25 protein-coding genes are annotated in these 25,120 nt (G+C 70.9%); 10 read left to right on the plus strand and 15 right to left on the minus strand.

Annotated elements, in window-relative coordinates; translation table 11 throughout:
* The 3 genes from ABD108_RS10975 (at position 1) to ABD108_RS10985 (ending at position 2,978) form a co-directional block, all read left to right on the plus strand.
* The gene (locus ABD108_RS10975) at positions 1 to 684 is read left to right on the plus strand and encodes a hypothetical protein (protein ID WP_220658977.1); all 684 of its coding nucleotides are present in this window, start codon (positions 1 to 3) and stop codon (positions 682 to 684) included.
* A 172-nt stretch (positions 685 to 856) separates the two neighbouring features.
* A complete protein-coding gene (locus tag ABD108_RS10980) occupies positions 857 to 1,897 on the plus strand; it encodes an LLM class F420-dependent oxidoreductase (protein WP_343930293.1) in 1,041 nt (346 codons plus the stop codon).
* Positions 1,898 to 1,952: 55 nt separating this feature from the next.
* Entirely contained in the window at positions 1,953 to 2,978 is a 1,026-nt protein-coding gene (locus ABD108_RS10985; RefSeq protein ID WP_220658979.1) for an LLM class flavin-dependent oxidoreductase, read from the plus strand.
* Positions 2,979 to 3,001: 23 nt separating this feature from the next.
* On the opposite strand, the gene ABD108_RS10990 is transcribed toward ABD108_RS10985, so the two are convergent.
* Positions 3,002 to 3,436: a PPOX class F420-dependent oxidoreductase gene (locus tag ABD108_RS10990; RefSeq protein WP_220658980.1), complete on the minus strand. Its 435-nt coding sequence runs from the start codon at positions 3,434 to 3,436 to the stop codon at positions 3,002 to 3,004.
* A 79-nt stretch (positions 3,437 to 3,515) separates the two neighbouring features.
* On the opposite strand from ABD108_RS10990, the gene ABD108_RS10995 reads away from it, so the two are divergent.
* Complete coding sequence (locus ABD108_RS10995) at positions 3,516 to 4,019, plus strand: hypothetical protein (RefSeq protein WP_343930294.1); 504 nt, start codon at positions 3,516 to 3,518, stop codon at positions 4,017 to 4,019.
* On the opposite strand, the gene ilvA is transcribed toward ABD108_RS10995, so the two are convergent.
* The gene (ilvA, locus tag ABD108_RS11000; protein ID WP_343930295.1) at positions 4,020 to 5,339 is read right to left on the minus strand and encodes a threonine ammonia-lyase IlvA; all 1,320 of its coding nucleotides are present in this window, start codon (positions 5,337 to 5,339) and stop codon (positions 4,020 to 4,022) included.
* Here ilvA and ABD108_RS11005 point away from each other — a divergent pair.
* The 6 genes from ABD108_RS11005 to ABD108_RS11030 are packed head-to-tail and all read left to right on the plus strand — an operon-like array spanning position 5,338 to position 10,940.
* On the plus strand, positions 5,338 to 6,516 hold the full coding sequence (locus tag ABD108_RS11005) for a sensor histidine kinase (protein WP_220658983.1): 1,179 nt from the start codon (positions 5,338 to 5,340) through the stop codon (positions 6,514 to 6,516). The genes ilvA and ABD108_RS11005 overlap by 2 nt on opposite strands.
* Positions 6,513 to 7,190 carry a response regulator transcription factor gene (locus tag ABD108_RS11010; RefSeq protein ID WP_305110704.1) on the plus strand — a complete coding sequence of 226 codons (678 nt, stop codon included), beginning with the start codon at positions 6,513 to 6,515 and terminating at the stop codon, positions 7,188 to 7,190. The genes ABD108_RS11005 and ABD108_RS11010 overlap by 4 nt, the downstream gene beginning before the upstream one ends.
* Positions 7,191 to 7,232: 42 nt before the next feature.
* Positions 7,233 to 8,183: an amino acid ABC transporter permease gene (locus ABD108_RS11015; protein ID WP_343930296.1), complete on the plus strand. Its 951-nt coding sequence runs from the start codon at positions 7,233 to 7,235 to the stop codon at positions 8,181 to 8,183.
* Positions 8,180 to 8,950 (plus strand): amino acid ABC transporter ATP-binding protein, encoded by a 771-nt coding sequence (locus tag ABD108_RS11020; protein ID WP_305110705.1) that lies wholly within the window; start codon positions 8,180 to 8,182, stop codon positions 8,948 to 8,950. The genes ABD108_RS11015 and ABD108_RS11020 overlap by 4 nt, the downstream gene beginning before the upstream one ends.
* Positions 8,951 to 8,997: 47 nt before the next feature.
* Positions 8,998 to 9,936 (plus strand): ABC transporter substrate-binding protein, encoded by a 939-nt coding sequence (locus tag ABD108_RS11025; RefSeq protein WP_305110706.1) that lies wholly within the window; start codon positions 8,998 to 9,000, stop codon positions 9,934 to 9,936.
* Positions 9,936 to 10,940, plus strand: coding sequence for an LLM class flavin-dependent oxidoreductase (locus ABD108_RS11030; RefSeq protein ID WP_343930297.1), 1,005 nt, complete (start codon positions 9,936 to 9,938; stop codon positions 10,938 to 10,940). Before ABD108_RS11025 ends, ABD108_RS11030 begins: the two co-directional genes overlap by 1 nt.
* On the opposite strand, the gene ABD108_RS11035 is transcribed toward ABD108_RS11030, so the two are convergent.
* The 13 genes from ABD108_RS11035 to ABD108_RS11095 form a co-directional block, all read right to left on the minus strand.
* Positions 10,937 to 12,562 (minus strand): class I adenylate-forming enzyme family protein, encoded by a 1,626-nt coding sequence (locus tag ABD108_RS11035; protein ID WP_343930298.1) that lies wholly within the window; start codon positions 12,560 to 12,562, stop codon positions 10,937 to 10,939. The genes ABD108_RS11030 and ABD108_RS11035 overlap by 4 nt on opposite strands.
* Positions 12,563 to 12,617: 55 nt before the next feature.
* The gene (locus ABD108_RS11040) at positions 12,618 to 13,955 is read right to left on the minus strand and encodes an NtaA/DmoA family FMN-dependent monooxygenase (protein ID WP_343930299.1); all 1,338 of its coding nucleotides are present in this window, start codon (positions 13,953 to 13,955) and stop codon (positions 12,618 to 12,620) included.
* The gene (locus ABD108_RS11045; RefSeq protein ID WP_343930300.1) at positions 13,940 to 14,977 is read right to left on the minus strand and encodes an MsnO8 family LLM class oxidoreductase; all 1,038 of its coding nucleotides are present in this window, start codon (positions 14,975 to 14,977) and stop codon (positions 13,940 to 13,942) included. The genes ABD108_RS11040 and ABD108_RS11045 overlap by 16 nt, the downstream gene beginning before the upstream one ends.
* Positions 14,974 to 16,071: an LLM class flavin-dependent oxidoreductase gene (locus ABD108_RS11050; RefSeq protein ID WP_343930301.1), complete on the minus strand. Its 1,098-nt coding sequence runs from the start codon at positions 16,069 to 16,071 to the stop codon at positions 14,974 to 14,976. The genes ABD108_RS11045 and ABD108_RS11050 overlap by 4 nt, the downstream gene beginning before the upstream one ends.
* 56 nt (positions 16,072 to 16,127) lie before the next feature.
* Complete coding sequence (locus tag ABD108_RS11055; RefSeq protein ID WP_343930302.1) at positions 16,128 to 16,550, minus strand: prepilin peptidase; 423 nt, start codon at positions 16,548 to 16,550, stop codon at positions 16,128 to 16,130.
* 12 nt (positions 16,551 to 16,562) lie between these two features.
* Complete coding sequence (locus ABD108_RS11060) at positions 16,563 to 16,973, minus strand: acyl-CoA thioesterase (protein WP_220658991.1); 411 nt, start codon at positions 16,971 to 16,973, stop codon at positions 16,563 to 16,565.
* Positions 16,973 to 17,803, minus strand: coding sequence for a shikimate dehydrogenase (locus ABD108_RS11065; RefSeq protein WP_425579776.1), 831 nt, complete (start codon positions 17,801 to 17,803; stop codon positions 16,973 to 16,975). The genes ABD108_RS11060 and ABD108_RS11065 overlap by 1 nt, the downstream gene beginning before the upstream one ends.
* The gene (locus tag ABD108_RS11070) at positions 17,791 to 19,044 is read right to left on the minus strand and encodes an endolytic transglycosylase MltG (protein WP_305110716.1); all 1,254 of its coding nucleotides are present in this window, start codon (positions 19,042 to 19,044) and stop codon (positions 17,791 to 17,793) included. Before ABD108_RS11070 ends, ABD108_RS11065 begins: the two co-directional genes overlap by 13 nt.
* On the minus strand, positions 19,041 to 19,529 hold the full coding sequence (gene ruvX, locus ABD108_RS11075; RefSeq protein WP_305110717.1) for a Holliday junction resolvase RuvX: 489 nt from the start codon (positions 19,527 to 19,529) through the stop codon (positions 19,041 to 19,043). Before ruvX ends, ABD108_RS11070 begins: the two co-directional genes overlap by 4 nt.
* A 2-nt stretch (positions 19,530 to 19,531) precedes the next feature.
* A complete protein-coding gene (gene alaS, locus ABD108_RS11080) occupies positions 19,532 to 22,204 on the minus strand; it encodes an alanine--tRNA ligase (RefSeq protein WP_343930304.1) in 2,673 nt (890 codons plus the stop codon).
* A 53-nt stretch (positions 22,205 to 22,257) separates the two neighbouring features.
* Positions 22,258 to 23,628 carry a replication-associated recombination protein A gene (locus tag ABD108_RS11085; RefSeq protein ID WP_343930305.1) on the minus strand — a complete coding sequence of 457 codons (1,371 nt, stop codon included), beginning with the start codon at positions 23,626 to 23,628 and terminating at the stop codon, positions 22,258 to 22,260.
* On the minus strand, positions 23,625 to 24,731 hold the full coding sequence (locus tag ABD108_RS11090) for a hypothetical protein (protein WP_220658997.1): 1,107 nt from the start codon (positions 24,729 to 24,731) through the stop codon (positions 23,625 to 23,627). Before ABD108_RS11090 ends, ABD108_RS11085 begins: the two co-directional genes overlap by 4 nt.
* Positions 24,732 to 24,801: 70 nt before the next feature.
* Positions 24,802 to 25,104: an ArsR/SmtB family transcription factor gene (locus ABD108_RS11095; RefSeq protein WP_305110719.1), complete on the minus strand. Its 303-nt coding sequence runs from the start codon at positions 25,102 to 25,104 to the stop codon at positions 24,802 to 24,804.
* Between the last annotated feature and the right edge of the window lie 16 nt (positions 25,105 to 25,120).

The raw sequence follows: 25,120 nt of genomic DNA on the forward strand, positions 1-25,120 counted from the left end.
ATGAACAGCGACGCCTCGCGGCCCCTCCGGTCGGCCTTCACTCAGTCGCCCACCGCCCGCCTCGGGGTGAGCGGCGGTCGCATCCACGACTCCGCCCTCGCGCGGGTGGCGCAGGCACTGCACGAGCACGGCCTGCCCGCCACTCTGCGCCCCACGGGGAGCCTCCGGTTGGCCGTGGGCACCTCACGGTTCACGGCGCATTCCCTGCCCGGCGAGGGCACGGCCATCGAGGTCCGCGCCTTCCGCGAGGGGCGGCACTCCATCCTGGGCCTGGTCACCGACCCCGAGGAGGCCGCTCACCTGTTGATCCGCTGTGCGGGGATGGCGCAGGCCTGGCAGCTCACAGCGGAGATCCACGACCGCCTGGTGCTCGACGGCGATGCCACCGTGCTCGCCGAGGTCCCGATGGGCGACACCGTGTTCGTCCGGTTCGGTGCACGCACCTACGCGGAGGTGCTCGCGCAGGACGCCGACGCGTGCCTCGGCCAGGCGGCCGGCGTCACGCTCACCACGCACATCGCACGCCGTCCGCTCGATGATGCGTGGCGGTTCGATGCGCTCGTCGAGCAGGATTTCGCCACGATGGGGCGGATCGCGGGCGGCAGCTTCACCTCCGCCGAATCCGCCTGCGCCGCGCTGGAGTTGCATCGTGCGCGCAGCGCGGAGTGGGAGGGCCTGCACTGATCAGTCCGCCGCCGCGGGGAGCGCTGTGCGGCAGCGGTCGCCGGCCCCACCCCGAATAGGGGTGTTCCTGCGCCGATGCGCGCATCCGTCGCGGTGTGCGGGCCGGGCTCCGGGCAGATCGAGTGAGTTATTGTTCACTGACGTCCACACGGAGCACGGAAGGCGACACCACATGCGCATCGGTCTCGGCATCAATTACGCAGGCGAGTTCAACGACGTCGCCGACGAGGTTCTCGACCTGGAGAAGGCCGGTCTGGACATCGTCTTCGTCCCCGAGGCCTACTCCTTCGACGCGGTGAGCGCACTCGGCTATCTCGCCGCCAAGACGGACAAGATCAAGCTCGCCTCCGGCATCCTGCAGATCTACACCCGCACGCCCACGCTCACCGCGATGACGGCCGCCGGCCTGGACAACGTCTCGAACGGACGGTTCATCCTGGGCCTCGGCGCCTCGGGCCCACAGGTGATCGAGGGCTTCCACGGCGTGCCCTACGACGCTCCCATCGGCCGCACCCGCGAGATCATCGAGATCTGCCGCAAGGTGTGGCGCCGCGAGCGGCTCGAACATCGCGGCAAGTACTACCAGATGCCGCTCACCGCGGAGGACGGCGGCACGGGGCTCGGCAAGCCGCTCAAGCTGATCAATCACCCCGTGCGCGAGCGGATCCCGGTGCTGCTGGCGGCCCTCGGCCAGAAGAACGTGGCCCTGGCAGCCGAGGTCGCCGAGGGCTGGCAGCCGATCTTCTTCCTGCCCGAGAAGGCCAAGGACGTGTGGGGCGACGCCGTCGCCGCCGGCAAGGCCAAACGTGATCCCGCGCTCGGCGAGCTCGACGTGTACGCCGGTCCCGCGCTGGCCATCGGCGACGATGTGGACCATCTGCTCGGCTTCGTGAAGCCGCACCTGGCGCTGTACATCGGCGGCATGGGCGCCAAGGGCAAGAACTTCTATCACACGCTGGCCACCAACTACGGCTACGGCGCCGAGGCCGACCGCATCCAGGAGCTGTACCTGACGGGCGACAAAGCGGCGGCCGCGCAGGCGGTGCCGGATGAGCTGGCGCGCAATGTCTCGCTGATCGGCCCCAAGGGCTTCGTCGCCGAGCGTGTGAAGGCCTTCGAGGAAGCCGGCGCCACGGTGCTCAACGTGACCCCGATCGCCGATTCGAAGGACGGCCGCATCAAACAGGTCGAGCTGCTGCGCGACCTGATCTGACCTGCCGGGATCGCCGGGCGGGAAGATTCGGCCGGGATGCCCGGTTGAACCTTGGGTGTCCGACGATTCCGTACTCCGCCCCCGCCTCTCCGTCCTCGAACTCGCGCCCGTCGTGGACGGTGCCTCCTTCGGCGACGCCCTGCGCGACACCATCGCGACCGCGCAGGAGGCCGAGCGGCTGGGCTATCACCGCGTGTGGGTGGCAGAACATCATTCGATGCCGGGGATCGCGAGTTCCGCGCCCGCGGTACTGATCGGGCAGATCGCCGCGGCCACCGAGTCGATCCGCGTGGGTTCCGGCGGTGTGATGCTGCCCAACCACCAGCCGCTCGTGGTGGCCGAGCAGTTCGGCACGCTCGACGCCCTCTTCCCGGATCGCATCGATCTGGGCATCGGTCGGGCACCGGGCACCGACCAGCTGACCGCGCATGCGCTGCGCGGCGGCAAGGTGAGCGAATCGGTCGACGACTTCCCGCAGGCGCTCGCGCATCTGCGGGCCTTCCTGCGTGACGACTTCCCGATCGATCATCCCTACGCCGCGATCACGGCGACCCCGGGCGTCGGCGCGGATCCGCAAGTGTGGCTGCTGGGTTCGTCCACCTTCAGCGCGAAACTAGCTGGCCTGCTGGGCCTTCCGTTCGCCTTCGCCCGGCATTTCGCGCCGCAGGCGACGCTCCCCGCGCTCGCCGAGTACCGCGAGAACTTCCGGCCGGGCGACCTCGACTCCCCGAACGCGATGCTGACCGTGACCGTGATCGCCGCCGATACCGACGAGGAGGCCCAGCGCATCGCGGGGCCCGGCAAGGCCGCGATGTACCGCGTGCGCACCGGCAATCCCGGTCGCCTGCTCACCTACGAGCAGGCCGCCGCCGCGCCGCTCACCGCCGATCAGGAGGCGGCGATCGCACCGTCGACCTCGGCGTGGATCGTGGGCTCCCAGGAGACCGTCCGCCGCGAACTGACCGAGTTGCTCGAGCGCACCCGCCCGCAGGAACTGATGATCTCCGGAATGGTTCCCGGTCTCGACGAGCGCCGGCGCAGCCTGGAGATCATCGCCAAGGCGGTCGCCGAGATCGGCTGATCTCGGGCCGCGCCGCCGCCGGTCTACGCGGTCGCGTTGCCGCTGAACAGGACCCGGGTGGGCCGGATCTTGACGATCACCTCGCCCGGCACCGCGTTGCGGCGCCCGAATTCCTCAGCGCGGTCGGCGCCCATGTAGCGGCCGCCGCAGGCGGTGCAGATCTTCAACAGGTAGTCGGGATCGTCGTCGATGATCTCGGCGATCCCCTGCACCTGCGCGAAGGCGTAGGGAGGTTCGGGTAGGTCGACGGAGACCGCGACCCGCGGATCCCGTGCGATCAGCTTGCCCTTGGAGGTGTCCGCACCCGTGGCGAAGACGAGCGCACCGTCGTCCACCACGAACCAGACGGGCGTGCTGAGCGGCCTGCCGTCCTTCGCGAGGTAGGTCAGGTGCGCGGTGCGCGTGCCCTCGGACAGGAAGGCGATGACAGCGGGTTCGAGATGATCTGCAGCAGCCATGTTCGAAGACTACGTCTCCACCCGGATCTCCACCCGCGGGTCGATCCGCTCCGGCCGGGATCGCGGCAGAGTCTGCGGCATGAACACAGCGACCACCGCCCTCATCGTCGTCCTGGCCCTCGGCTGGATCCTCTACCGCCAGTTCCAGGCCCGCCCCATCAAGGATAAGACCGCTCGGATCGCCCTCGTGCTCGCCGCGGTCGGCCTGGTCCAGACCGTGCAGTACGTCTCCGAGGGAGGCGAGGTGGGCATCGGTCACGCCGTCGCCGCGCTGCTCGGGCTCGCACTCGCCGTGGGCCTGGCCTACCCGCGGGCGCTGACCACCAAGGTCTTCCCCGGCCCGGACGGCCGCTATCTGCGACAGGCCACGCTGCCCACACTCGGACTGTGGATCGTGGCCATCGGTGCCCACTTCGCGATCGACACGCTGGTTCCGGCCCTCTTCCACGACCACACCGGACGTGCCTTCGCCGGCGTCACCACCATGCTGTTCATCGGCGTCACCCTGTTCGCGCAGAACTGGTTCCTGCAGCGGCGGGTGGAGGCGCACCGCGGCACGCAGCGGCCACTGCAGGCCGTCTGATCAGGTCAGGTAGCGGTACGCCGGCGAGCCGGGCTCGAGGCGCTCACAGTGCAGACGAGACTGATCCATGCGCGCCAGCAGGGCGTCGAGATCTCCGGCGTGGCCGAGTTCGACGCCCACCAGCGCCTCGCCGGTATCGCGGTTGTTGCGCTTGACGTACTCGAACAGCGTCACGTCGTCGTCGGGGCCGAGCACCTCGTCGAGGAACCGGCGCAGGGCACCGGGCTCCTGCGGGAAGGCGACCAGGAAGTAGTGCTTGAGACCCTGATGCACCAGCGACCGTTCGATCACCTCGTTGTACCGCGAGACGTCGTTGTTCCCGCCGGACAGCAGGCACACCACCGTGGCGCCGGGCTCGATCCGCAGCTGCGCCAGCGCCGCCACGGAGAGAGCGCCCGCGGGCTCCGCGATCACGCCCTCGTTCTGGTACAGGTCGAGCATCGCGGTGCAGATGGCGCCCTCGTCGACCTCGATGATGGACACGCTGCCGGGGTTCACCTCCCGCACCTCGTGCCCCTCCCACACCTGGGCGTTCTGCTCGCGTGCCACGTCGAAGCCGATCCCGCCGATCCGACGGACGGCGGCACCGTCGACGAACGGATCGATGGTGGCGAGCTCCACCACCTCGCCCGCGTCGAGCGAGCGGGCCAGCGAGGCGGCACCGGCCGGCTCGGCCCCGACGATCGCGACCCGGTCCGACTGCGACCGCAGGTACCGGGTGACCCCGGCGAAGCAACCCCCGCCGCCCACCGGGACCACGACCACATCGGGGACGCCGCCGAGTTGCTCGACCAACTCCACGCCGATGGTTCCCTGTCCCGCCGTGGTGCGGACGTCGTCGAAGGCGTGCACCCAGGTGGCCCCGGTCTCGGCGACATCGGCCTGCGCCGCGGCGGCGGCCGCGTCGTAGGTCTCGCCCACGGCGATCAACTCGACGAAGCGGCCGCCGTGGGCGCGGATCCGGTCGCGCTTCTGCTTGGGCGTGGTGGTGGGCACGTAGATCCGGCCGTGCACCTCCATCGCCCGGCAGGCGAAGGCGACGCCCTGGGCATGGTTCCCGGCGGACGCGGCCACCACACCGGCGGCCTTCTCGGCATCGCTGAGCTGGGCCATCAGGTTGTAGGCGCCGCGGATCTTGTAGGAGCGCACCACCTGCAGGTCCTCGCGCTTGAGATAGACCTTCGCGCCGGTCAGCGCGGACAGACGTTCCGCGGGCTGCAGCGGGCTCTCGGTGACCACCCCGGCCAGGCGCGCCCGCGCCTCGATGATCGCGCGCTCCGTCAGGTCGGCGGCGGCGCTGGACATCGATGAGGTAGACATGCCGATCAGTTTCCCACTCCTGCCCGTAGCGCGATCATCCCGGTCCACGGCCGAACCGGTGCACCCGTGCAACGATGAGCGGGTGCTCGACGGCGACCGTATGCGATTCGGCTTCCTGGTGTCGGTCGCCGGTCTCGTCGCGGCAATCCCGACCCTGCACTGGGATCGGTCCGCGCCGTGGCTCGCGATCCTGTTCGCCCTGACCTCCGTAGTGGTCGCGCTGCGCGCGGTGCGCTCCGATCGGGTGCCGCTGTCCGTGACCGTGGGTGTCGAGGCCGTCGGCGCAGTGGCGACCGGTGCCCTGTTCGCGCTGCAGCCCAATCCGGGGATCGGCCTCCTGGCGTACGTCTCGGCGGTCTACTTCGGCGCCCGCTTCCCACAGCGGATCGCGATCCCCCTCGCCGTCCTGCTCGGCGGCACCGTGGCCACCGGGCTGGCGATGCAGCACTCCTCGGACTTCTGGATCGGCCTCAGCATCACGGTCACCGTGTGGGCGGGGATCGTGCGGCGCACCCGCCGCGAGCGCACGCAGGCCCTGGAACAACTGGTGGAGCAGACCAGGCGCACCGCCGCGTCCGAGGCGCGGGGCAGCGCTCTCGCCGAACGAGCCCGGATCGCCCGCGACCTGCACGATGTGCTCGCCCACACGCTTTCCGGTGCCGGGATGCAGCTCGAGCTCGCGGACGCCCTGCTGGAGGCCGGTCGCCCCGACGATGCGCGTGCCGCGGTGCAGCGTGCCCGCGGCGCCATCGCCGGCGGCGTCACCGAGGCCCGCGACGCCGTGCACGCCCTGCGGGAGGACACCGTCGATCTGCCCGCAGCGCTCGCCGCGCTGGCGGAATCCGATGGAGAGTCGGTCACCTCCGACGCCGTCGACCTCGACGATGCCACCGCACGCGCGATCCTGCGGGTGGCCCAGGAGGCCTTCACCAACGCCCGGCGGCACGCTCCGGGCGCGTCGGTGACGGCCACCCTGGCCGCGGTGCCCGCCGGCGCGGTCCTGACGGTGACCAACGGTCCGGGACGCGCGACCGCGGCCGCGCACGGATCGGGAATGGGGCTGGTGGGGATGCGCGAACGCGCCGCCGAGGTGGGCGGAACCCTGCACGCCGGGCCGTCGCCCGACGGCGGGTGGACGGTGACCCTCGCGGTCCCGGGAAGGAGTGCCGGCCGGTGACGGATGTGACGGTGGTGGTGGCCGACGATCAAGCGGCGGTGCGCGATGCGCTCGCGGCCATGCTGGACCTCTCGCCGGGGATCGCGGTGGTGGGGACCGCGTCCGACGGTGCCGAGGCGGTGGAGGTGACACTGCGGCTGCGGCCCGCGGTACTCCTCACGGACCTGCGGATGCCGCACCTGGATGGGGTCGACGCCACCGAGCGGGTGCTGGCCGCGGCGCCCGACACGGCGGTGGTCCTGCTCACCACCTACGACGACGAGGAGTCGATCCTGCGCGGCCTGCAGGCGGGGGCACGCGGCTATCTCACCAAGAACGCCGGCCGCGCCGAGATCGCCGCGGCCATCGCCGCCGCCGCAGCGGGACAGTCGGTGCTCGACCCGGGGGTGCAACGCCGCCTCCTGGCGTCGATCACGGCACCGGGGGCCACGCCGGCGGCGCGAGCCGAGGGCGGCGCTCCCCCGATCGATCTGACTCCCCGCGAGACCGAGGTACTGCGGCTCATCGCCGACGGACTCGCCAACCGCGACATCGCGACCCGGCTGTTCGTCAGCGAGTCGACGGTGAAGACCCACATCAACAACCTGTTCGCGAAGGCACACCTGCGGGACCGTGCACACGCCGTCCGATACGCCTACGAGACCGGTATCGCGGCATCCCGTCAGGGCGATTGAAAACCTTTCCCGTGCCGGAGGGCCCGCCTACCGTCGAGCATCATGGCCACAACGACCCTCCCCGCGCCGAGTCCAGCACTCGATGCGGCACCGTCCCAGGTCCGGCTCGTGGGGCGGCACCGCCCCGGGCGGTGGGTGGCCACCGCCGTCGTGGCGCTGCTCGGCGCGATGCTGGTACACACCCTGCTCACCAATGAGCGTTTCGAATGGCCAACGGTCGCGAGCTATTTCACGGAGGAATCGGTGCTCAAGGGCCTCGGTCTCACGCTGTGGCTCACGGCACTCACCTTCGCGGCGGGTTTCGTCCTGGGTATCGGGCTGGCCGCGATGCGACTGTGGGGAGGGCCGCTGCTGCAGGCCGTCTCGTTCGGCTTCGTCTGGATCGTCCGGTCGGTCCCGCCGCTGGTGCTCCTGCTCTTCTGGTTCCAGCTCGCCTCGTTGTATCCGCAACTGTCACTCGGCATTCCCTTCGGACCCGAGTTCGTCACGTTCAACACCACGCACCTGATCGCGCCGCTGGTGGCGGCGTTCATCGCGCTGACCCTCGACGTGGCCGCCTTCGCGGCGGAGATCGTGCGCGGCGGACTGGTGTCGGTGGACCCGGGACAGACCGAGGCGGCACGCTCGCTCGGCCTGAGCCCGCGACGCATCTTCCGCCGCATCGTGCTCCCCCAGGCGATGCCGGCGATCATCCCGTCGTCCGGCAACCTCCTGATCGGCCTGCTGAAATCGACCTCGCTGGTGAGCGTGATCGCGGTGACGGATCTGCTGTACTCGGTGCAGTTGATCTACAACCAGAACTTCAAGGTGATGCCGCTGCTCCTGGTTGCCACCATCTGGTACATCGTGATCACCTCGGTGCTCGCCGTGGGCCAGTACTTCGTGGAGCGCCGGTTCAACCGGGGGCGCCGTGACGCACGGCCCTTCCGGGAAATCCTCCGCGACGCCGCGCGCCTGCGACCGCAGCTCCCCGCCATCGGAGCGCATCGATGAGCGCCATCGAGATCCGCGGACTCACCAAGTCCTTCGGCGGACAGGAAGTCCTGCGCTCCATCGACCTCGACGTGGCGGCCGGAGAGGTGGCGATCGTCCTCGGCCCTTCGGGTTCGGGGAAGTCCACGCTGCTGCGCTGCATCAATCACCTGGAGCGCCCGGACTCCGGCTACGTCCGCGTGAACGGCGATCTCATCGGCTACCGGGAGGCCGGGCACCGCCGGGGATCGACGGTGCTGCGCGAGCTCGCGCCGCGCGCGATCGCCCGCCAGCGCAGCCGGATCGGCATGGTCTTCCAACAGTTCAACCTCTTTCCGCACCTCACGGTGCTGCAGAACCTCACCGAGGGGCAGATCGCCGCGGGCGTCCCCGCGGCGGAGGCCGCCGAACGGGGTCGCGAGCTGCTGGCCCGTGTCGGTCTGGCGGGGCGCGAGGCGTCGTGGCCGTCCCAGCTGTCCGGCGGGCAGCAACAGCGCGTCGCGATCGCCCGCACCGTCGCGATGCGGCCCGATGTCGTGCTGTTCGACGAGCCCACGTCCGCACTCGATCCCGAGCTCGTGGGCGAGGTCCTCGCGGTGATCCGCGATCTCGCCGAGACCGGGATGACGATGGTCGTGGTGACCCACGAGATCGGCTTCGCCCGCGATGTGGCCGACACCGTGGTCTTCATGGACGACGGCCGCATCGTGGAATCCGGGACTCCCGACGAGATCTTCGCGCACGCCACCCACGACCGGACGCGCGATTTCCTCGCCGCCGTCCGCTGAACCTTTCTCCCACACAACGCAACCCCATCCCCGCAAGGAGCACCGTCATGCGCAGCCGCGCCCGGTCCGCCCGTCCGTTCGCCCTTCTCGCCGCCACCGCCGCGGCCGCTGCGCTACTCAGCGCCTGCGGCGGCGGGTCGACCGACACCGCCGCGTCCAGTTCCGCCTACCCGGTGCCCACCGAGGACGTGGTCTCGTCGATCGCCGTCGACCCGGCGGCGAAGGCCCTCCTGCCGGCCGGGACCACGGAGGTGACGCTGGGCCTCACCCGGCAGCCCGGCGTGAACAATCTGCCGCACGGCGGCGAGGTCCCCGACGGCAACCCGGTGGGCCTCGACGTGGACCTGCGCAACGCGGTCGCGAAGGCGCTCGGCATCACCTGGAAACAGGACATCGGCACCTTCTCCACGATCATCCCGGGCGTGCAGAACGGCCGGTACCAGGTGGGGCAGGGCAACTTCGGCGTCACCAAACCGCGCCTGCAGGTGGTGGACTTCGCCACCTACCTCAACGACGGCCAGGCCTTCGTGGGTTCCGCGAACTCCGGTCTGACCGAGGTGAAGACGCTGGAGGACCTGTGCGGCAAGAAGATCGTGACCGGATCGGGCACCACCTTCCAGCAGATCCTGGAGAAGGGCGTGGAGCAGTGCACCGCGAAGGGCAAGCCCGCCTACACCGTGCAGTACCTCGATGAGCAGGGCGCCATCATCCTGAGCCTGCAGAACGGCCGGGTGGACGCCTACTTCGGTCCCACGCTGTCGCTGCGCTACCTCGTCGACAAGGTGCCCGGCACCACGTTCCTCGGCGAGTACTCCACCACCGTGGTCGGTTTCGTCTCCGCCAAGGGCTCGCCCTTCGCCCCGGCCATTGCGCAGGCGGTGAACACCCTGATCGCCCGCGGCGAGTACCAGCGGCTGTTCGACAAGTGGAAGGTGCCCGCGGCGGCGCTGCCGAAGTCCGAGGTCAACCCCCAGGCCGGTTTCTGATGGCGCTCACGATCGAGTCGCTCGCCTTCCTGACGCCGGGGAACTACCTCGATCACGATCCCGCCGCGGGACTCGAGGACACGCTGCGGCTCATCGAGTTCGGTGAGCGGCTGGGGTACCGCGGGGCGTGGGTGCGCCAACGCCACCTGGAACACGGGATCTCCTCGGCGGCGGTCTTCCTCGGCGCGGCATCGCAACGCACGTCGACCATCGAGCTGGGTACGGCCGTGATCCCCATCGGGTACGAGAACCCGTTCCGGCTCGCCGAGGATCTCTCGCTGGCCGATGCGCTGTCCGGGGGCCGCATCCAGGCCGGGTTCTCGACGGGGATGCCGCACGCCGAGCTCCTGGCGGACGTGGTCTTCGACGGTGACTGGCGCACCTACGAGCTCGGCCACGCGCGCGTGGCGCGCACCGTCGAGCACCTGCGCGGCGACTACCTCGGCGGCCCGGACACCGCCATCGAATCGCCGGGGAACCGGCAACGCCCCCGGCTGCAGCCGCACACGCCCGGCCTCGTCGACCGATCCTGGTACGGCGCCACCAGCCTGGGATCCGTGCGGTGGACCGGGGAGTCCGGATTGCACCTGCTGACCGGGAACATCGTTTCCGCGGCCGGGATCGACTCCGACGATTTCGGGACGGTGCAGCGCCGGCTCATCGACGAGTTCCATGCGGCGGGCGGCCGCGGCAAGCGGGTCGCGGTCGGCAGGGTGATCGTGCCCACCGACGGCGCCGACCGGGCGACGGCGCAGCGCTACCGTGATTACGCGCACTCGCGGTACGAGCGCACCCTGGGGGCGCACGGCGACCGCCGCACCCTGTTCGCCGCCGATCTGGTGGGGCCGGTCTCCGAGATCGCCGAGCGCCTCGCGGAAGACCCGTCGTTCGACGGTGTCACCGAACTGCGCCTGGAGCTGCCCTACGAATTCGACGTCCGCGACTACGAGCAGATCCTCACCGACGCGCTCGCGATCGCGCCGCAGATCGCCCGCGTCGGCTAGGTGCGGGTCTCGCGCAGAGTACGCACCAGGTGCTTCTGAATCTTGCCGGTGGCGGTCTTCGGGAGCTGATCGACGAAGACGATCTCCTTGGGCGCCTTGAACCCGGCGAGGTTCGCCCGCGCATAGTCCAGCAGCGCGGCGTCATCGACGGCCGCGCCGGGGCCGGTGACCACGAAGGCGGTCACGGCCTCGCCCCAGTGTTCGTGCGGGGTCCCGACCACGGCCACCTCGGTGACATCGTCGTGCCCGAGCAGCACGCGCTCGACCTCGACGGACGAGACGTTCTCGCCGCCGGTCTTGATGATGTCCTTCGCGCGGTCGGTGAAGTAGACGACGCCGTCCTCGTCGAGGTAGCCGATATCGCCGCCGTGGAACCAGCCGTGGGCGAAGGCCTCGGTGTTCGCGGCCGGGTTGTTCCAGTATCCGGCCATGAGCTGCGGTGCACGGTAGACGATCTCACCGATCTCGCCGGGGCCGAGTAGGGCACCGTCGGGGCCCATGATCGCGATGCCGGTGGACACCGTGGCCGGGCCCCAGGAGTCGTCCTTGACGCCCTGGTGGCCGGCCCACTGCAGCTCCGAGGCGGGCGTGGTCTCGGTCTGGCCGGAGCCGAGGATCACCGCCGCCGCGGGGAACCGGGCGCGCACCCGAGCCAACAGTTCGGGCGGCATCGGAGCCATCGCGTACAACCCGGTGAGCAGGTGGGCGGTGTTCTCGTCGGTGAGCTCGGGCTGGGCGAGCAGCGCCGCCCACATCATGGGCAGCAGCGTCAGGTGGGTGACGCGGTTCTCGACGAACGTGCGGGCCAGCGCCGCGGGGTCGAAGCCGCGCAGCAGCACGGCGGTGCCGCCGGTGATCAGCATCGGCATGAGGAGCGCGTCGAGGGCGGTCACGTGGAACAGCGGCAGCGCGATCGGCTGCACCGCCGGCACCACATCGGGCCGCACCCCGAGGCCCAGCGCCGAGGACAGGGCCGAGATGTGCACGGCCACATGGCTGGTGACCACACCCTTGGGCCGGGAGGTGGTGCCGGAGGTGTACAGGCAGTGCACGATGTCGCGGTCCTCGACCAACACCTCCACCGGCGAATCGTCCACGGAGGGCAGTTCGGCGAACGGCGCCGAGGGCGCGCCGCCCACCGATGTGGGGATCTCACCGGCTCCGTTGGAGACCACGTACACGGCGTCCACGGAGTTCGGGGTCGCGCCCAGCGCGGCGGTGAGCCCCGGCACGAAGACGTCCTCGGTGATCACGGCGCGCACCCCGCTGTCGCCGAGCTGGTACCCCACGTCGCCGGGGGCGAGCAGCAGGTTCAGCGGCATCGCGACCACACCCAGTTTGGCGCAGGCGAACAGGGAGACGACGAACTCCCAGCGGTTCTGCAGTTGCAGGGCGATGGCGTCGCCGCGCACATAGCCGCGATCGGCGAGCCCACGCGCCAGCGCGTTCGACCGCGCCTCGAGCTCGCGATAGGTGACGGTCTGAGCACCGTCGACCAGGGCGACCCGGTCCCCGAAGGACCGGGCGGCACGCGTCGGCAGATCACCGATGCACACCCGCTGGGCGAGATTGACGACCAACGGGTCGACACCGGACAGATCGGGACGCATGCCTTGGGTCATGGCCGAACGGTAGTTCCTGCCGACCGGCGCCGTGTCCGATTCCGGTGAATATTCGCTAACCCACCTGCCGGGCGTCGCTGCGCTGCTGCGGAACCGGCAGGCCGAGGTGCTCCCGCAGAGTGGTCCCGGTGTACTCCGAGCGGAACGCGCCGCGCTCCTGCAACAACGGAACCACGCGGTCGGCGAACTCATCGAGCCCGGTGGGGGTCAGATGCGGTACCAGGATGAACCCGTCGGCGGCATCGGCCTGGATGTAGGTGTCGATCTCGTCGGCCACCTGCTGCGGGGTGCCCACGAACTGCGGGCGGGTGTTGAGCTCGATCACCAGCTCGCGGATCGACAGCCCGCCCGCCTCGGCCCGGGCCCGGTAGGTGGCCACGATCTCGCGCGGGTCGGCGTGCAACACCCGTCCCTTCACCGCCTGCGTGTCGAAGACCGGCTCGATATCGGGCAGCGGACCGTCGGGGTCGTAGGACTGCAGTTCGCGTCCCCACACCTGCTCCAGGAAGTTGAGTGCGGTCTGCGGGCTCACCTGACTGCGCCGGATCTCGCGGGCGTTCTCGGCCGCCTCCTCCGCGGTGTCGCCGAGCACCGCCGCGGCACCGGGGAAGACCTTCAGGTGATCGGGATCGCGCCCCCGGTCGGCGGCCCGGCGTTTGACGTCCGCGTAGAACGCCCGGCCCGACTCCAGGCTGCCGTGCCGGGTGAAGATCGCGTCCGCCTGGGCGGCGGCGAAGTCCCGGCCCTCCCCCGAATCACCCGCCTGCAGCAGCACGGGGTGCCCCTGCGGGCTGGGTGGCAGCGGTGCGGTGCCACGCACCGAGAACTGCTCGCCGCGGTGTGCGACCTCATCGCCCCAGCCGTCCCAGAACTTCCGTGCCACGGTGACGAACTCATCCGCCCGGCGGTACCGGTCGGCGTGCGCGAGGTAGCCGCCGCGCCGGAAGTTCTCGCCGGTGAAGGCGTCGGAGCTGGTCACCATGTTCCAGGCCGCGCGACCGCCGCTGAGGTGATCGAGCGTGGCGAACTGGCGCGCCACCTCGAAGGGCTCGTTGAACGTGGTGTTGATGGTTCCGGCGAGGCCCAGACGGTCGGTCACGGCCGCGAGCCCGGCGAGCACGGTGAAGGTATCGGGACGCCCCACCACATCGAGATCGTGGATCCTGCCCAGATGTTCGCGCAGGCGCAGTCCCTCGGCGAGGAAGAAGAAGTCGAACTTGGCCCGCTCGGCCACCTGCGCCAGGTGCACGAAGGAATCGAACTCCACCTGGCTCCGCGCGGCCGGGTCCGACCACACGGTGTTGTGGTTCACGCCCGGGAAATGAGCGGCGAGGTGGATCTGCTTGCGGTACGCGCCTTCCCGCACCGGTACTACTGTCACAACAGGCCCCATTCCTTGGCGAGGAGTTCGTGGCTGCGCAGCCGCGCATCGTGGTCGTGGGTCACGGAGGTGACCACCAGTTCGTCGGCCCCGGTCTTCTCGGCGAGGTCGTGCAGGCCCGCGGCGACCACACCCGGGTCGCCGACGAACTGGGTATCGGTGCGATCGGCGACGGCCGCCCGCTCCTCATCCGAGAGGTTCTCGCTGTCGCGCGGGTATTCGATCGCGCCCGCACCGAACCGGATGGAGTGCACCCACGCCGGGAAGCCCGCCGCGAGATCGTGTGCGGCCTGCGAGGTCTCGGCGACCACGACATCGGCGCTGACCACCAGATGCGGTTCGGCGAGGAACTCCGACGGCCGGAAAGCTGCCCGGTACGCATTCGCCGCCTCAACGGTGGTCGCGGGGCTCACGTGGTAGTTGGCCACGAAGGGCAGGCCGCGCGCGCCGGCGAGCTGGGCGCTCTCCCCCGCACTGCTGCCGAACACCCAGACGGGGCTGCCCTGGGCGGATTCGGCGACCGGCGAGCGCAGCGGCAGCCCGTCCGCGGTGTAGGTCCCGGCGATCAGCGCGAGCACGTCGTCGACCTGCTCGGTGTAGGCCGGAGGCTCGGCCTTCGGGTGGTAGAGCCGCTCGTACCCGGCCACGATCCTCGGGTTCGGTCCGGGGGCCCCGGGCGGGGCCGTGCGCAGGCGCTGCCCGGTGCGGCCCAGCCCGATGTCCACCCGGCCCGGGTGCAATGCGGCGAGCACGCCGAAGGCGTCGGCCACCGCGGGCGCGGTGGTGAAGCCGATCAACACCGCGGCGGAGCCGACCCGGATGCGACGGGTGGCGGCGAGGATCTCACCGATCAGTACCGCCGGGGCGGCGCTGGCGACGTTCGCGAAGTGATGCTCGGCGACCCAGTACCGCCGGTAGCCCCAGTCCTCGGCGCGGCGCGCCAGGTCGAGGGTGTTGCGCAGGGCATCGCCCGCGGTGGCCCCCGCCGGGATCGGTGCCAGATCGAGGACGTTGAGGGCGATCGGCGAGCTCACAGCGCGCCCCCGACCCGGGCGAAACGGGCGGCGGGGCGGGTGAGGCCGAGGATCTCCCGCAGCGACCCGGTGGCCGGGGCACCGCCGATCAGGGGCGCGAAGGAGTCGCGTAACCGCGGTAGGTCGACGGCGTTCACCCCGGGCCGGAGGCGGACACCGTCCACTCCGAGCGCGTGCCAGCGTTCGACGAGCAGCGCGAGGTCTTCACCGGTCCCGGCGTGGACCAGGGTGTCGTCGGCATGCTCCTCGCGGCGATCGAGCTTCTCGATCCGGCGCACGGCCGTGCGCGCGGAGTCCGCGAGGTAGACCGTGACATCGGCCAGGACCCGCGCCACGCCGGCGGCGTGCAGCCGCGCCGCGGTGCTCGCGAGATCCTCTTCGGACCGCGCGACCACGACTGCCACGTCCGCGGACGCGGCGACCGATTCCGAGGCGCCGTCACTCACGCGGACCACCACGACGGGCTGGCCCTGCGGCGGGCGCGGCGTGATCGACGGACCCTTCACGGAGAAGTTCTCGCCCTGGAAATCGATGTAGTGCAGGCGGTCCCGATCCACGTACCGGCCGGTGTCCACGTCCTTGATCACCGCATCGTCGTCCCAGCTGTCCCAGAGATCCCGGACCACCGTGATGTACTCGCTCGCCTCCACCGCCTGCGAGGCGGCGTCCTGCGCCTGTTTGCGGCCGAAAAGCGCGGCATCGGCATCGCGACCGGTGGTCGTGGGCAGGATCCCGGCACGGCCTCCGCTCACGTAGTCGAGGGTGGCGATCGCCTTGGAGGCGTGGAAGGGCTCGGTGTGGGTGGCGGTCACGGTGGGCACCAGGCCGATCCGGTCGGTGGCCGGTGCGACCCGCGCCGCGAGCAGGGTGGCGTCGAAGCGGCCGGTGAGCCGATCGCGCGCGGTGAGCGTGAACGAGTCCTCGAAGGTCACGAAGTCGGCGGCGGCCTCCTCCGCGGAGCGGGCCAGCCCAACCCAGTGCTCCGCGGAGGTGGCCTCCAGTGGATCCGCGCCCAGCTCGGCGAACGCTGCGGGATGCCACCCGAAGGGTTCCAGGGCGATCCCGATGACAGGGCGAGTTCTTGACGCGGTCACGGAATCGACGGTAGGCCTCGCCCTCCGCGTTGTGACCCCTTGCGCTCAGCGTGGATTCAACGGAATGCGAGGTAGGAGGCCAGCGCCGCGACACACATCGCGGGGCCGTGCGGCACCGTCCGGTCGCGGGTGGCCGCGGCCCACACCAGGGTGAGCACCTGGGCGCCGAGGAGGGCGACGATCACCGCGGGTACGCCCGCGACGCCCCCGAGGACTGCGCCCAGGGTCGGTGCGAGCTTCACGTCACCCGCACCGACCCCGCGCCCGACGAAGGCTACGAGATAGATGCCGGTCCACAGCAGCGATCCGGTCAGGGCCGCGGTCGCGGTCGCGCCCCCGAGGGCGAGCACCAGCGCGACGGCGATCGCCGCGAGTGCCGCCGGAACCGTCAACGCGTTCGGCAGGCGACGCTCGCGCACATCGAACCAGCACAGTGCCGCGCACCACGCCACGAATCCCCCGAAGAGCCCCCACTCCACGCGGGGATTGTGTCAGGACTCGAGGGCCGCGCGCAGCCGGTCGGGAATCACGATGGCGCCGCCGGGGCCCGATCCGATCACGGCGTACACGAGCCGGCCGGATACCGCATCGATGGGCTGGGCGGCGTCGAGGTCGGTGCGGAAGAGGAACTCCAGGGTGAAGCTCTTGGTACCGATCCGGCCGACGGACAGGATCAGCTCGGATTCGGCGTCGTCGGTCAGGCCCGCGGCGTAATCCAGCTCGGCGTGCACCACCTGGGTGTCGAAACCGTGACCCGCCCAGTCCTGGAACCGCAGCCCCAGCTGCTCGAACAGGCCGCCGACGGCCGTGTCCACGTAGCCGAGGTACCACATGTTGAACATGACGCCCTGGCGGTCGATCTCGTAGTAGCGCGGCGTGAACCGGTGACGGTACTCGGCCATCATGCGCCCCGGTGCGTGGCGAGTGCGGCGGCCATGGCGTCCCGCGGGGCGGGCGACCCGGTGAAGAGTTCGGTCTGCCGGTAGGCCTGCGCCAGCAACATGGTGAGGCCGCCCGCCACGCGTGCGCCCTTCGACTCGGCGGCGGCCACCAGGAGCGTGGGCCACGGGTCGTAGGCGACATCGGCGACCGCGGGCGCGGCGGAACTCAGCGCGTCCATGAGCGGGAAGTCCTCGGGCTGCGCCGCGCCGGGCAGGGTCGAGACCACGACGTCGGCCGACGGGACCGCCTCCGCGCGCAGCGGCGACCACCGGGCGGTCAGTCCGAAGGATTCCGCGGCCGCCAGCGCATCGGCGGCGCGCTCCTCGGACCGCGAGAGCACCGTGACCGTCCCGAAACCCCGATCCGCGAGGGCGGCGAGGACGGGGCGCGCGGTGCCGCCGGCGCCCACCACTACGGCGCTCTCGCCGGTGGCCCCGCACTCGTCGAGGAGGCCGACGGCACCGTCGACATCGGTGCAGTCGGCGAGCCAGCCGTCACCGGACCGGACGAGCGTGTTGGCCGAGCCCACCCGGATCGCGTGCTCGGTGCGTTCGGTGGCGAGTTCTAGCGCCGCGAACTTGCCGGGCATGGTCACCGACAGGCCGACCCACTCCGGCCCGAGACCGGCGACCAGCGCGGGCAGGCCCGCGGCATCGCATTCGATACGGTCGTAGGTCCAGTCCAGGCCGAGCGCGGCGAAGGCCGCGCGATGCAGCACCGGGGACAGCGAGTGATCGATCGGCTTACCGACCACGGCGCACCGTCGGGGACCGACCGTCACTTCGCGCACCCGACGGTGAGGAACTTGTTGTCGCAGGCGGTCTGCCGGTTGCGTTCGTGCTGCGCGAAGTCGTCCGTGAACAGCGTGGTGCCCTTGCTGTCGACGGTCACGAAGTACAGCCACGGTCCGGGCGCGGGGTTCTCGGTGGCCACCAGGGCGGGAATGCCGACGGCGCCGATCGGCGTGGCGGGCAACCCGGTCTTGGAGTAGGTGTTCCACTCGGTCTTCTTCAGCAGCTGCTCACCGCGCACGTCGATGCTGGTGACGGCCTCGGTGTAGTTGACCGTGGAGTCCATCTCCAGCTTCTGGTTCTTGGCCAGCCGGTTGAGGATGACGCGGGCCACCTTCGGGTAATCGTCCGCCTGGTTGACCTCCCGCTCGACGATCGACGAGGAGACCAGCACCTCGTACGGGTCCAGTTTCGCGGCCGACGTGCGGCTGGCGCTCAGCAGGCCCTGCGCCTCGTACTGCTTCGCGGACTGGCTGATCAGGCCCTTGAGGATCGAGACGGGCGAGCCGGACGGGTCGATCTCCTCCCACACGCCGGGCGCGATGAGCCCCTCGATGCGGCGGTGATCGCCCTTCATCCGGTTCACGGTGCCCAGCGCCCACTGCGGCACGCCCAGATCGGTGGGCGAGGCGGTGGCCGCGACCTTGACGAACTCCGCGGCGGGGATCTGCGTCTTCACGCCGTCGCTGGTGTGCGCGGTGGCCGCCGAGATCTGGCTGAGGATGCCGCGGGCCACCTTGTTGTCCTTGCCGCGCTTGTCGTCGAGCTGGGCGCCGGCGGGCACGTTCACCATGCCCACGCGGTGCGAGCGCGCCGGGTCGGTCATCATGTCCACGACCTCGGACGCCGGGAGGGTCTTGCGGAGCTCGTAGTAGCCGGCCGAGATCGGCTTGTTGCCGGCGGCCTGGTTGAACGCGGCCACCGATTTCACCACGCCCGCATCCACGAGGCTCTGCGCGAAGTCGGAGTTGTTGGTGCCGGTGATGTGCACGACCACCTGCGGTCCCGCGGTCCCGGACGCGTAGTCCTCAGGGCTGCCGCCGTTCCCGAGCAGGGAATGCCGCATGGTCCACAGCACCGTGCCCACCACCACCAGGAAGACCACCAGGATGGCGGTGAGCGCCACCCGGCGGCGGCGCTTGACCTGCGCCTGCCGCGCGGCGCGACGTCGCTCCGAGCGGGTGGGTCCACCGCCGACCGCGATCGGCTCGGCGCGGTCGGTGTTCCACCCGTCGTTCACTGGTCGTCCTCCTCGCGGTCGACCACGGGCCGCCGCTCATCGAGCCATCCCTGCAGGATGGCGACCGCGGCCGCCTGATCGATCACGGCTCGCTGCTCCTTCGCGCGCACTCCGTTGTCCCGAAGCGCGCGCTGCGCCGTCACCGTGGTGAAGCGCTCGTCTGAAAAACATACCCGGGGCGCCGGGTTTGCTGTGGCATCGAGAACCTTGGCGAGCCGCTCAGCGAACTGTTCGGCCATGTGCGCCGACGATCCCCGGTCGCCGCGCAGCGTGCGCGGCAGCCCGACGACGATCTCGATCGGCTCGTAGTCCTCCACGATGCGCGCGATGCGCCGCAGATCCGAACCGTCCTTGGCCGCCTTGACCGTCTCGACCGGGGTCGCGAGGATCCCGTCCGGATCGGACACGGCCACGCCGATGCGCGCCTTGCCCACGTCCAGGGCCAGGCGGCGGCCGCGCTCCCAGGCGGGAGCCGATCCGCTCACCGTCAGGCGCCCGCCACCCGCACGACCTCGGCCCGGACGGCGGCGAGTGCGGCCTCCACGCCCGAGGCGTCGGAGCCGGCACCCTGCGCCATATCGGCCTTGCCGCCGCCGCGTCCGCCGACGGCCGGGGCCGCGGCCTTGACCACGTCGCCGGCCTTGATGCCGAGGTCCTGGGCGGCGTCGTTGGCGGCCACCACGAAGGGCACCTTCTCGCCGTCCACGGCGAACAGCGCGATCACCGCCGGCTCGGCACCGAGTCGGCCCTTGAGCTGCATCACCAGTCCGCGCAGCTCCCCCGCGGCCACACCGGCGGGCGCCTGCGCGGCGACCAGCCGGACGGCGCCGACCCGCTCGGGCGAGGAGGCGAGGTCCGACAGCGCGGACAGCGCCGCCTGGGCGCGCAGCTTCTCGAGCTCCTTCTCGGCGTCCTTGAGGCGCGTCACCAGCGATTCGACGCGGCCGGGCACCTCCTCGGCGGGCACCTTGAGCGACGACGACAGCGCCGACACCAGGGCCCGCTCCTTGGCCAGGTACTTCTGCGAATCCAGGCCCACGTAGGCCTCAACGCGGCGCACGCCCGATCCGACGGAGCTCTCACCGAGCAGAGTGACCGGACCCACCAGCCCCGAACTGGCGACGTGCGTGCCGCCGCACAGCTCCATCGAGAACGGTCCGCCGATCTCGACGACGCGCACCTGATCGCCGTAGTTCTCGCCGAACAGCGCCATGGCGCCCCGCTTCTTCGCGGTCTCCAGATCGGTGACCTCGGTGTTCACGCCGTAGTCGGCCTGCACCGCCTCGTTGGTGACCTGCTCGATGTCGGCGCGCTGCTGCTCGGTGAGGGCACCCGACCAGCGGAAGTCGAAACGCAGGTAGCCGGGGCGGTTGAGCGAGCCGGCCTGCACCGCGTTGGGGCCGAGCACCTGCCGCAGGGCGGCGTGCACGAGGTGCGTACCCGAGTGCCCCTGGGTGCTGCCGTGGCGGTGCGACGGGTCGACGGCGACGGTGACCCGATCGCCCTCGGAGACCTCGCCCGCGGTCACGGTGCCCTGGTGGCGCCACACGGTCTTGGCCAGCCGCTGCACGTCGGTCACCAGGACCTGCGCCCCGGCCGCGGTGGTGATGGTGCCCACGTCGGCGAGCTGGCCGCCGGCCTCGGCGTACAGCGGGCTGCGATCGAGCACGATCTCGACGTCCTCGCCCTGGTTCGCGGTCGGCACCCGGGCGCCGTCGCGGACCAGGCCGAGGACCTGGGCGTCGGAGCTGAGCTCGTCGAAGCCGGTGAACTCGGTGGGGCCGCGGTCGATCAGCTCGCGGTAGGCGGACAGGTCGGTGAGCGCGGCCTTGCGGGAGTTGGCGTCGTCCTTGGCGCGCTGGCGCTGTTCGGCCATGAGCGCGCGGAAGCCGTCCTGGTCCACCTCGAGGCCGGCCTCGGAGGCCATCTCCAGCGTGAGGTCGATCGGGAAGCCGTAGGTGTCGTGCAGCGTGAAGGCGTCGTCGCCCGAGAGCACCGTGCGGCCGGAGGACTTGGTGGCGTCCACCGCGTTGCCGAACAGCGTGGTGCCCTGTTCCAGGGTCTTGAGGAAGGCCTGCTCCTCGCCGGTGGCCACGGTGCGGATGCGCTGCGCATCGTCGGCCAGCGACGGGTACGAGGGCGACATGGTGGCGATCACGGTGTCGATGAAGACGCCCATGGTCTCGCCGGTGGCGCCGAGCAGCCGGGCCGAGCGGACCACGCGGCGCAGCAGGCGGCGCAGCACGTAGCCGCGGCCGTCGTTGCCGGGGTTCACGCCGTCCTCGATGAGCATCACGGCGGTGCGGGTGTGGTCGGCGATCACGCGGAACAGCCGATCGTGCTCGGGATCTCCGGCGTTGTAGCGCTGGCCGGTGAGCTCCTGCGCGCGGTCGATCACGGGGCGCAGCAGGTCGGTGTCGTAGACGTTGTCGACGCCCTGCAACAGGAAGGCGACGCGCTCGATCCCCATGCCGGTGTCGATGTTCTTCTTCGGCAGCTCGCCGAGGATCTCGAAGTTCTCCTTGCCGCCGCCCTGGCCACGCTCGTTCTGCATGAAAACGAGGTTCCAGATCTCGATGTAGCGGTCCTCATCGGCCTCGGGGCCACCTTCGACGCCGTACTCCGGTCCGCGGTCGTAGAAGATCTCCGAGCACGGGCCGGCCGGGCCGGGGATGCCCATCGACCAGTAGTTGTCCTTCATGCCGCGGCGCTGGATGCGCTCGGGCACCTGGCCCACCTCGAGCCACAGGTCGCGGGCCTCGTCGTCGTCGAGGTACACCGTGGACCACAGGCGCTCGGGATCCATCCCGAAGCCGCCGTCCTCGACGGGGTTCGTCAGCAGGCTCCAGGCGAATTTGATGGCGTCGCGCTTGAAGTAGTCGCCGAAGCTGAAGTTGCCGGCCATCTGGAAGAAGGTGTTGTGGCGGGTGGTGATGCCCACCTCCTCGATGTCGAGGGTGCGCACGCACTTCTGGATCGACGTGGCGCGATCGTAGGGCGGGGTCTGCTGGCCCAGGAAGAAGGGCACGAAGGGCACCATGCCGGCGATCACGAACAGCTGATTCGGGTCGTTCAGCACCAGCGATGCACTGGGCACCTGGGTGTGTCCGGCCTTGACGAAGTGGTCCGTGAACCGCTTCCGAATCTCATGGGTCTGCACAGTGATCCTTCGCGTCTCTACTGAGGGTTTTCGATGGTTGCGACCCGTCAACCTTACCGGCGCCTGATGATGCCCCGCAGCCGCGTTACCCGTGGTCCGATCTCGCGCTCGAAGCCGTGGTCCGTGGGCTCGTAGTAGTCGACACCCACCAGCTCGTCCGGCGGGTACTGCTGCGGCGCCACTCCCCCCGTCACGTTGTGCGGGTACACGTAGCCCTGCGCGTTGCCCAGGGCCTCGGCGCCGGCGTAGTGACCGTCCCGCAGGTGCGGCGGCACCGCGCCGGCCTTCCCGGCGGAGATGTCGCCCATCGCGGCGCCGATCGCGGAGACGACGCCGTCGGACTTCGGCGCGGTGGCGAGGTGGATGGTGGCCTGCGCCAGGGCCAGTCGCGCCTCGGGCATGCCGATCAGTTGGACCGCCTGCGCCGCGGCGGTGGCCACGAGCAGCGCCTGCGGATCGGCCATGCCGATGTCCTCGGAGGCGTGCACCACGAGGCGACGGGCGATGAACCGCGGATCCTCACCGGCGGTGATCATCCGGGCCAGGTAGTGCAGCGCGGCGTCCACGTCCGAGCCGCGGATCGATTTGATGAAGGCGCTGATCACGTCGTAGTGCTGATCGCCGTCGCGGTCGTAGCGGACGGCGGCGGTGTCGATGCTGGACTCGACGATCTCCAGGCTGATCTCGGCGACCTGCTCCCCCAGCGCGACGTCGGCGGCCGCTTCGAGGGCGGTCAGGGAGCGGCGCGCGTCGCCGCCGGCGAGCCGGACGAGGTGGTCGCGGGCCTCGTCGGAGATGGTGAGCGCGCCGTCGTAGCCCCGCGGATCGGTGAGCGCCCGGTCGATGAGTTCGGTGATGTGCTCGGGCTCCAGCGGACGCAGCTGCAGGATCAGCGACCGGGACAGTAGTGGGGAGACCACGGAGAAGCTGGGGTTCTCGGTGGTGGCGGCCACCAGGAGCACCACGCGGTTCTCCACGGCCGCCAGCAGCGCGTCCTGCTGGGCCTTGGAGAACCGGTGCACCTCGTCGATGAACAGCACGGTCTGCTCGTCGACCAGGAGCCGGCGCCGGGCCAGCTCGATCACGGCGCGCACGTCCTTGACCCCGGCCGACAGGGCGGACAGGGCCTCGAACCGGCGGCCGGTGGCGCCCGAGATGAGGGAGGCGATGGTGGTCTTACCGGTGCCGGGCGGGCCGTACAGGATCACACTGGCCGCGCCCGCGCCCTCGATGAGGCGCCGCAGCGGCGTTCCGGCGCCGAGCAGGTGTTCCTGGCCGAGGACCTCGTCGAGGCCGCGGGGCCGCATCCGCACCGCGAGGGGGGTTCCGGCGTGCGCGGGGACGAAATCGACCTCGCCTCCGCCGGACGGGGTCGCCGGGGGCGTGCCGAGGTCCCCGTCGTCACCGAACAGGGATTCGGTCACTGGGCGCGGACCTCCGCGGCAGCGGCCTCGGCGAACCCCGCGATCCGCGGATCGGCGGCGGCCAGTCGGTCCCAGCGCGTCGCCAGATCCTCCGACGACCAGGCGGCGAGGCTATCGAGGTGGCCCGCATCGATCCGGCTCGCGGAGTCGAGGCCCAGGGCCCAGTACGTGGCCAGCACGAGCCACGCGAGTTTCGCGGTGGCCAGGTGCCGGTGCAGGGCGATGTCGTCCGCCAGACGGGGCCACAGCCGGACGATCTCGGAGCGCCAGGCCTCGAGGATCGCGCTGTCGTGGTCGGTGGAGTGACCCTCGGGCGTGCAGTCCGGGTAGGTCAGCAGCGCGTAGGCGATGTCCAAGGCGCCGTCGCGGAAGCCGGCCCATTCGTAGTCGAGGAAGCGGACGGCGCCGCCGACCACGTGGGTGTTGTCGGGGCCGACATCGGACGGGCTGAAGGCGCGGAAGGGGCCGTCGGTGAACAGCGCGACCGCAGCGTCGAGCACCGCGCCGGTGGTCTCGCCGGCGCCGCCGACCGCCTGGGCGACCGCGGTGACGGCCTTCTCGGCCTCACGGGCGATGGGGTCGTTGCGAGAGTCGGTGTGTTCCAGCCGGGCCAGGGTGTGCAGGTCGATCTCGCGACCGTAGGTGCCCGCGTGCATCCGGCCGAGGGCCTGCGCCCACGCGGAGAGCACCATGGATGCGCCGACGACGGGAGTGCGCCCGAGGACATCGGTCATGGTCTCGCCCTCGCCGAGGTCCTGGAGCACCAGGATCTTGGCCTCGGGATCGGAGGCGAGCAGTTGCGGGCCGGGCCGCGAGTCGACCGGCAGCGCGGTCGCGAACTTGTAGGCCGCGCTCTCCCGGGCGAAGGCCTCGGCGTGATCGCGGTCCGCGTGATCGACCAGCCGCAGCTGCTTGATCACCACGGACCGCGGGAGCAGCGGGTTGTTGTGCAGCACGCGCGCCCGCATCACGAGCGTGCGGCCGGAACCGCCCAGGTCTTCGGGGTCGCCCAGGTCCACCGGCGTCCCCACGCGGCGCCCGAGGAGCGTTTCCACCGCGGTGAGGGCGGCCTGCGTCGTCTCGAAACCCACCGCGGCAACCATCGATTCCAACCTACCCCAGCGGCCGTCGCGGGGCTTCCCGCCAGCCCCCGGCTCCCTGTGTGTTTCCTGGTCAGCGATGCTCGTGGGTCACGCCGAGGATGTCGTGCAGGATCCGGTGGACGATCACGTCCGACCGCAGGGTGTAGCGCACCGTCCGGCCGTCGCGGGTGGTGCGCACCCAGTCGGCCTCCCGGAGGACCCGCAGGGCCTGCGAGGCGGCGTTCTCCCCCACCTGCGCACGCTGGGCGAGTTCGCCGACGCCGAGGCCGGGATGATCGTGCATCGCGATGAGCAGGCGCAGCCGTGTCGGATCGCCGAGGAGCGCGAACCGCGCCGCCCAGGCCTCGGGTTCGCCGGGGTGATCGTCCGCCATCGTCGCCGCCCTCTCA

The organism is Tsukamurella strandjordii (assembly GCF_039525985.1).
In the GTDB taxonomy this organism is placed as follows: Bacteria; Actinomycetota; Actinomycetes; order Mycobacteriales; family Mycobacteriaceae; genus Tsukamurella; species Tsukamurella strandjordii.

Bases quoted from the DNA above. Each gene is read 5' to 3' on its own strand.
- ABD108_RS11005 (WP_220658983.1), top strand. From the start codon at position 5,338: ATGCCGATCAGTTTCCCACTCCTGCCCGTAGCGCGATCATCCCGGTCC.
- ABD108_RS11030 (WP_343930297.1), top strand. From the start codon at position 9,936: ATGGCGCTCACGATCGAGTCGCTCGCCTTCCTGACGCCGGGGAACTAC.
- ABD108_RS11090 (WP_220658997.1), bottom strand. From the start codon at position 24,731: ATGGTTGCCGCGGTGGGTTTCGAGACGACGCAGGCCGCCCTCACCGCG.
- ABD108_RS10975 (WP_220658977.1), top strand. From the start codon at position 1: ATGAACAGCGACGCCTCGCGGCCCCTCCGGTCGGCCTTCACTCAGTCG.
- ABD108_RS11015 (WP_343930296.1), top strand. From the start codon at position 7,233: ATGGCCACAACGACCCTCCCCGCGCCGAGTCCAGCACTCGATGCGGCA.
- ABD108_RS11025 (WP_305110706.1), top strand. From the start codon at position 8,998: ATGCGCAGCCGCGCCCGGTCCGCCCGTCCGTTCGCCCTTCTCGCCGCC.
- ABD108_RS11060 (WP_220658991.1), bottom strand. From the start codon at position 16,973: ATGGCCGAGTACCGTCACCGGTTCACGCCGCGCTACTACGAGATCGAC.
- ABD108_RS10995 (WP_343930294.1), top strand. From the start codon at position 3,516: ATGAACACAGCGACCACCGCCCTCATCGTCGTCCTGGCCCTCGGCTGG.
- ABD108_RS11040 (WP_343930299.1), bottom strand. From the start codon at position 13,955: ATGGGGCCTGTTGTGACAGTAGTACCGGTGCGGGAAGGCGCGTACCGC.
- ABD108_RS10980 (WP_343930293.1), top strand. From the start codon at position 857: ATGCGCATCGGTCTCGGCATCAATTACGCAGGCGAGTTCAACGACGTC.
- ilvA (WP_343930295.1), bottom strand. From the start codon at position 5,339: ATGTCTACCTCATCGATGTCCAGCGCCGCCGCCGACCTGACGGAGCGC.
- ABD108_RS11095 (WP_305110719.1), bottom strand. From the start codon at position 25,104: ATGGCGGACGATCACCCCGGCGAACCCGAGGCCTGGGCGGCGCGGTTC.
- ABD108_RS10990 (WP_220658980.1), bottom strand. From the start codon at position 3,436: ATGGCTGCTGCAGATCATCTCGAACCCGCTGTCATCGCCTTCCTGTCC.
- ABD108_RS11035 (WP_343930298.1), bottom strand. From the start codon at position 12,562: ATGACCCAAGGCATGCGTCCCGATCTGTCCGGTGTCGACCCGTTGGTC.
- ABD108_RS11020 (WP_305110705.1), top strand. From the start codon at position 8,180: ATGAGCGCCATCGAGATCCGCGGACTCACCAAGTCCTTCGGCGGACAG.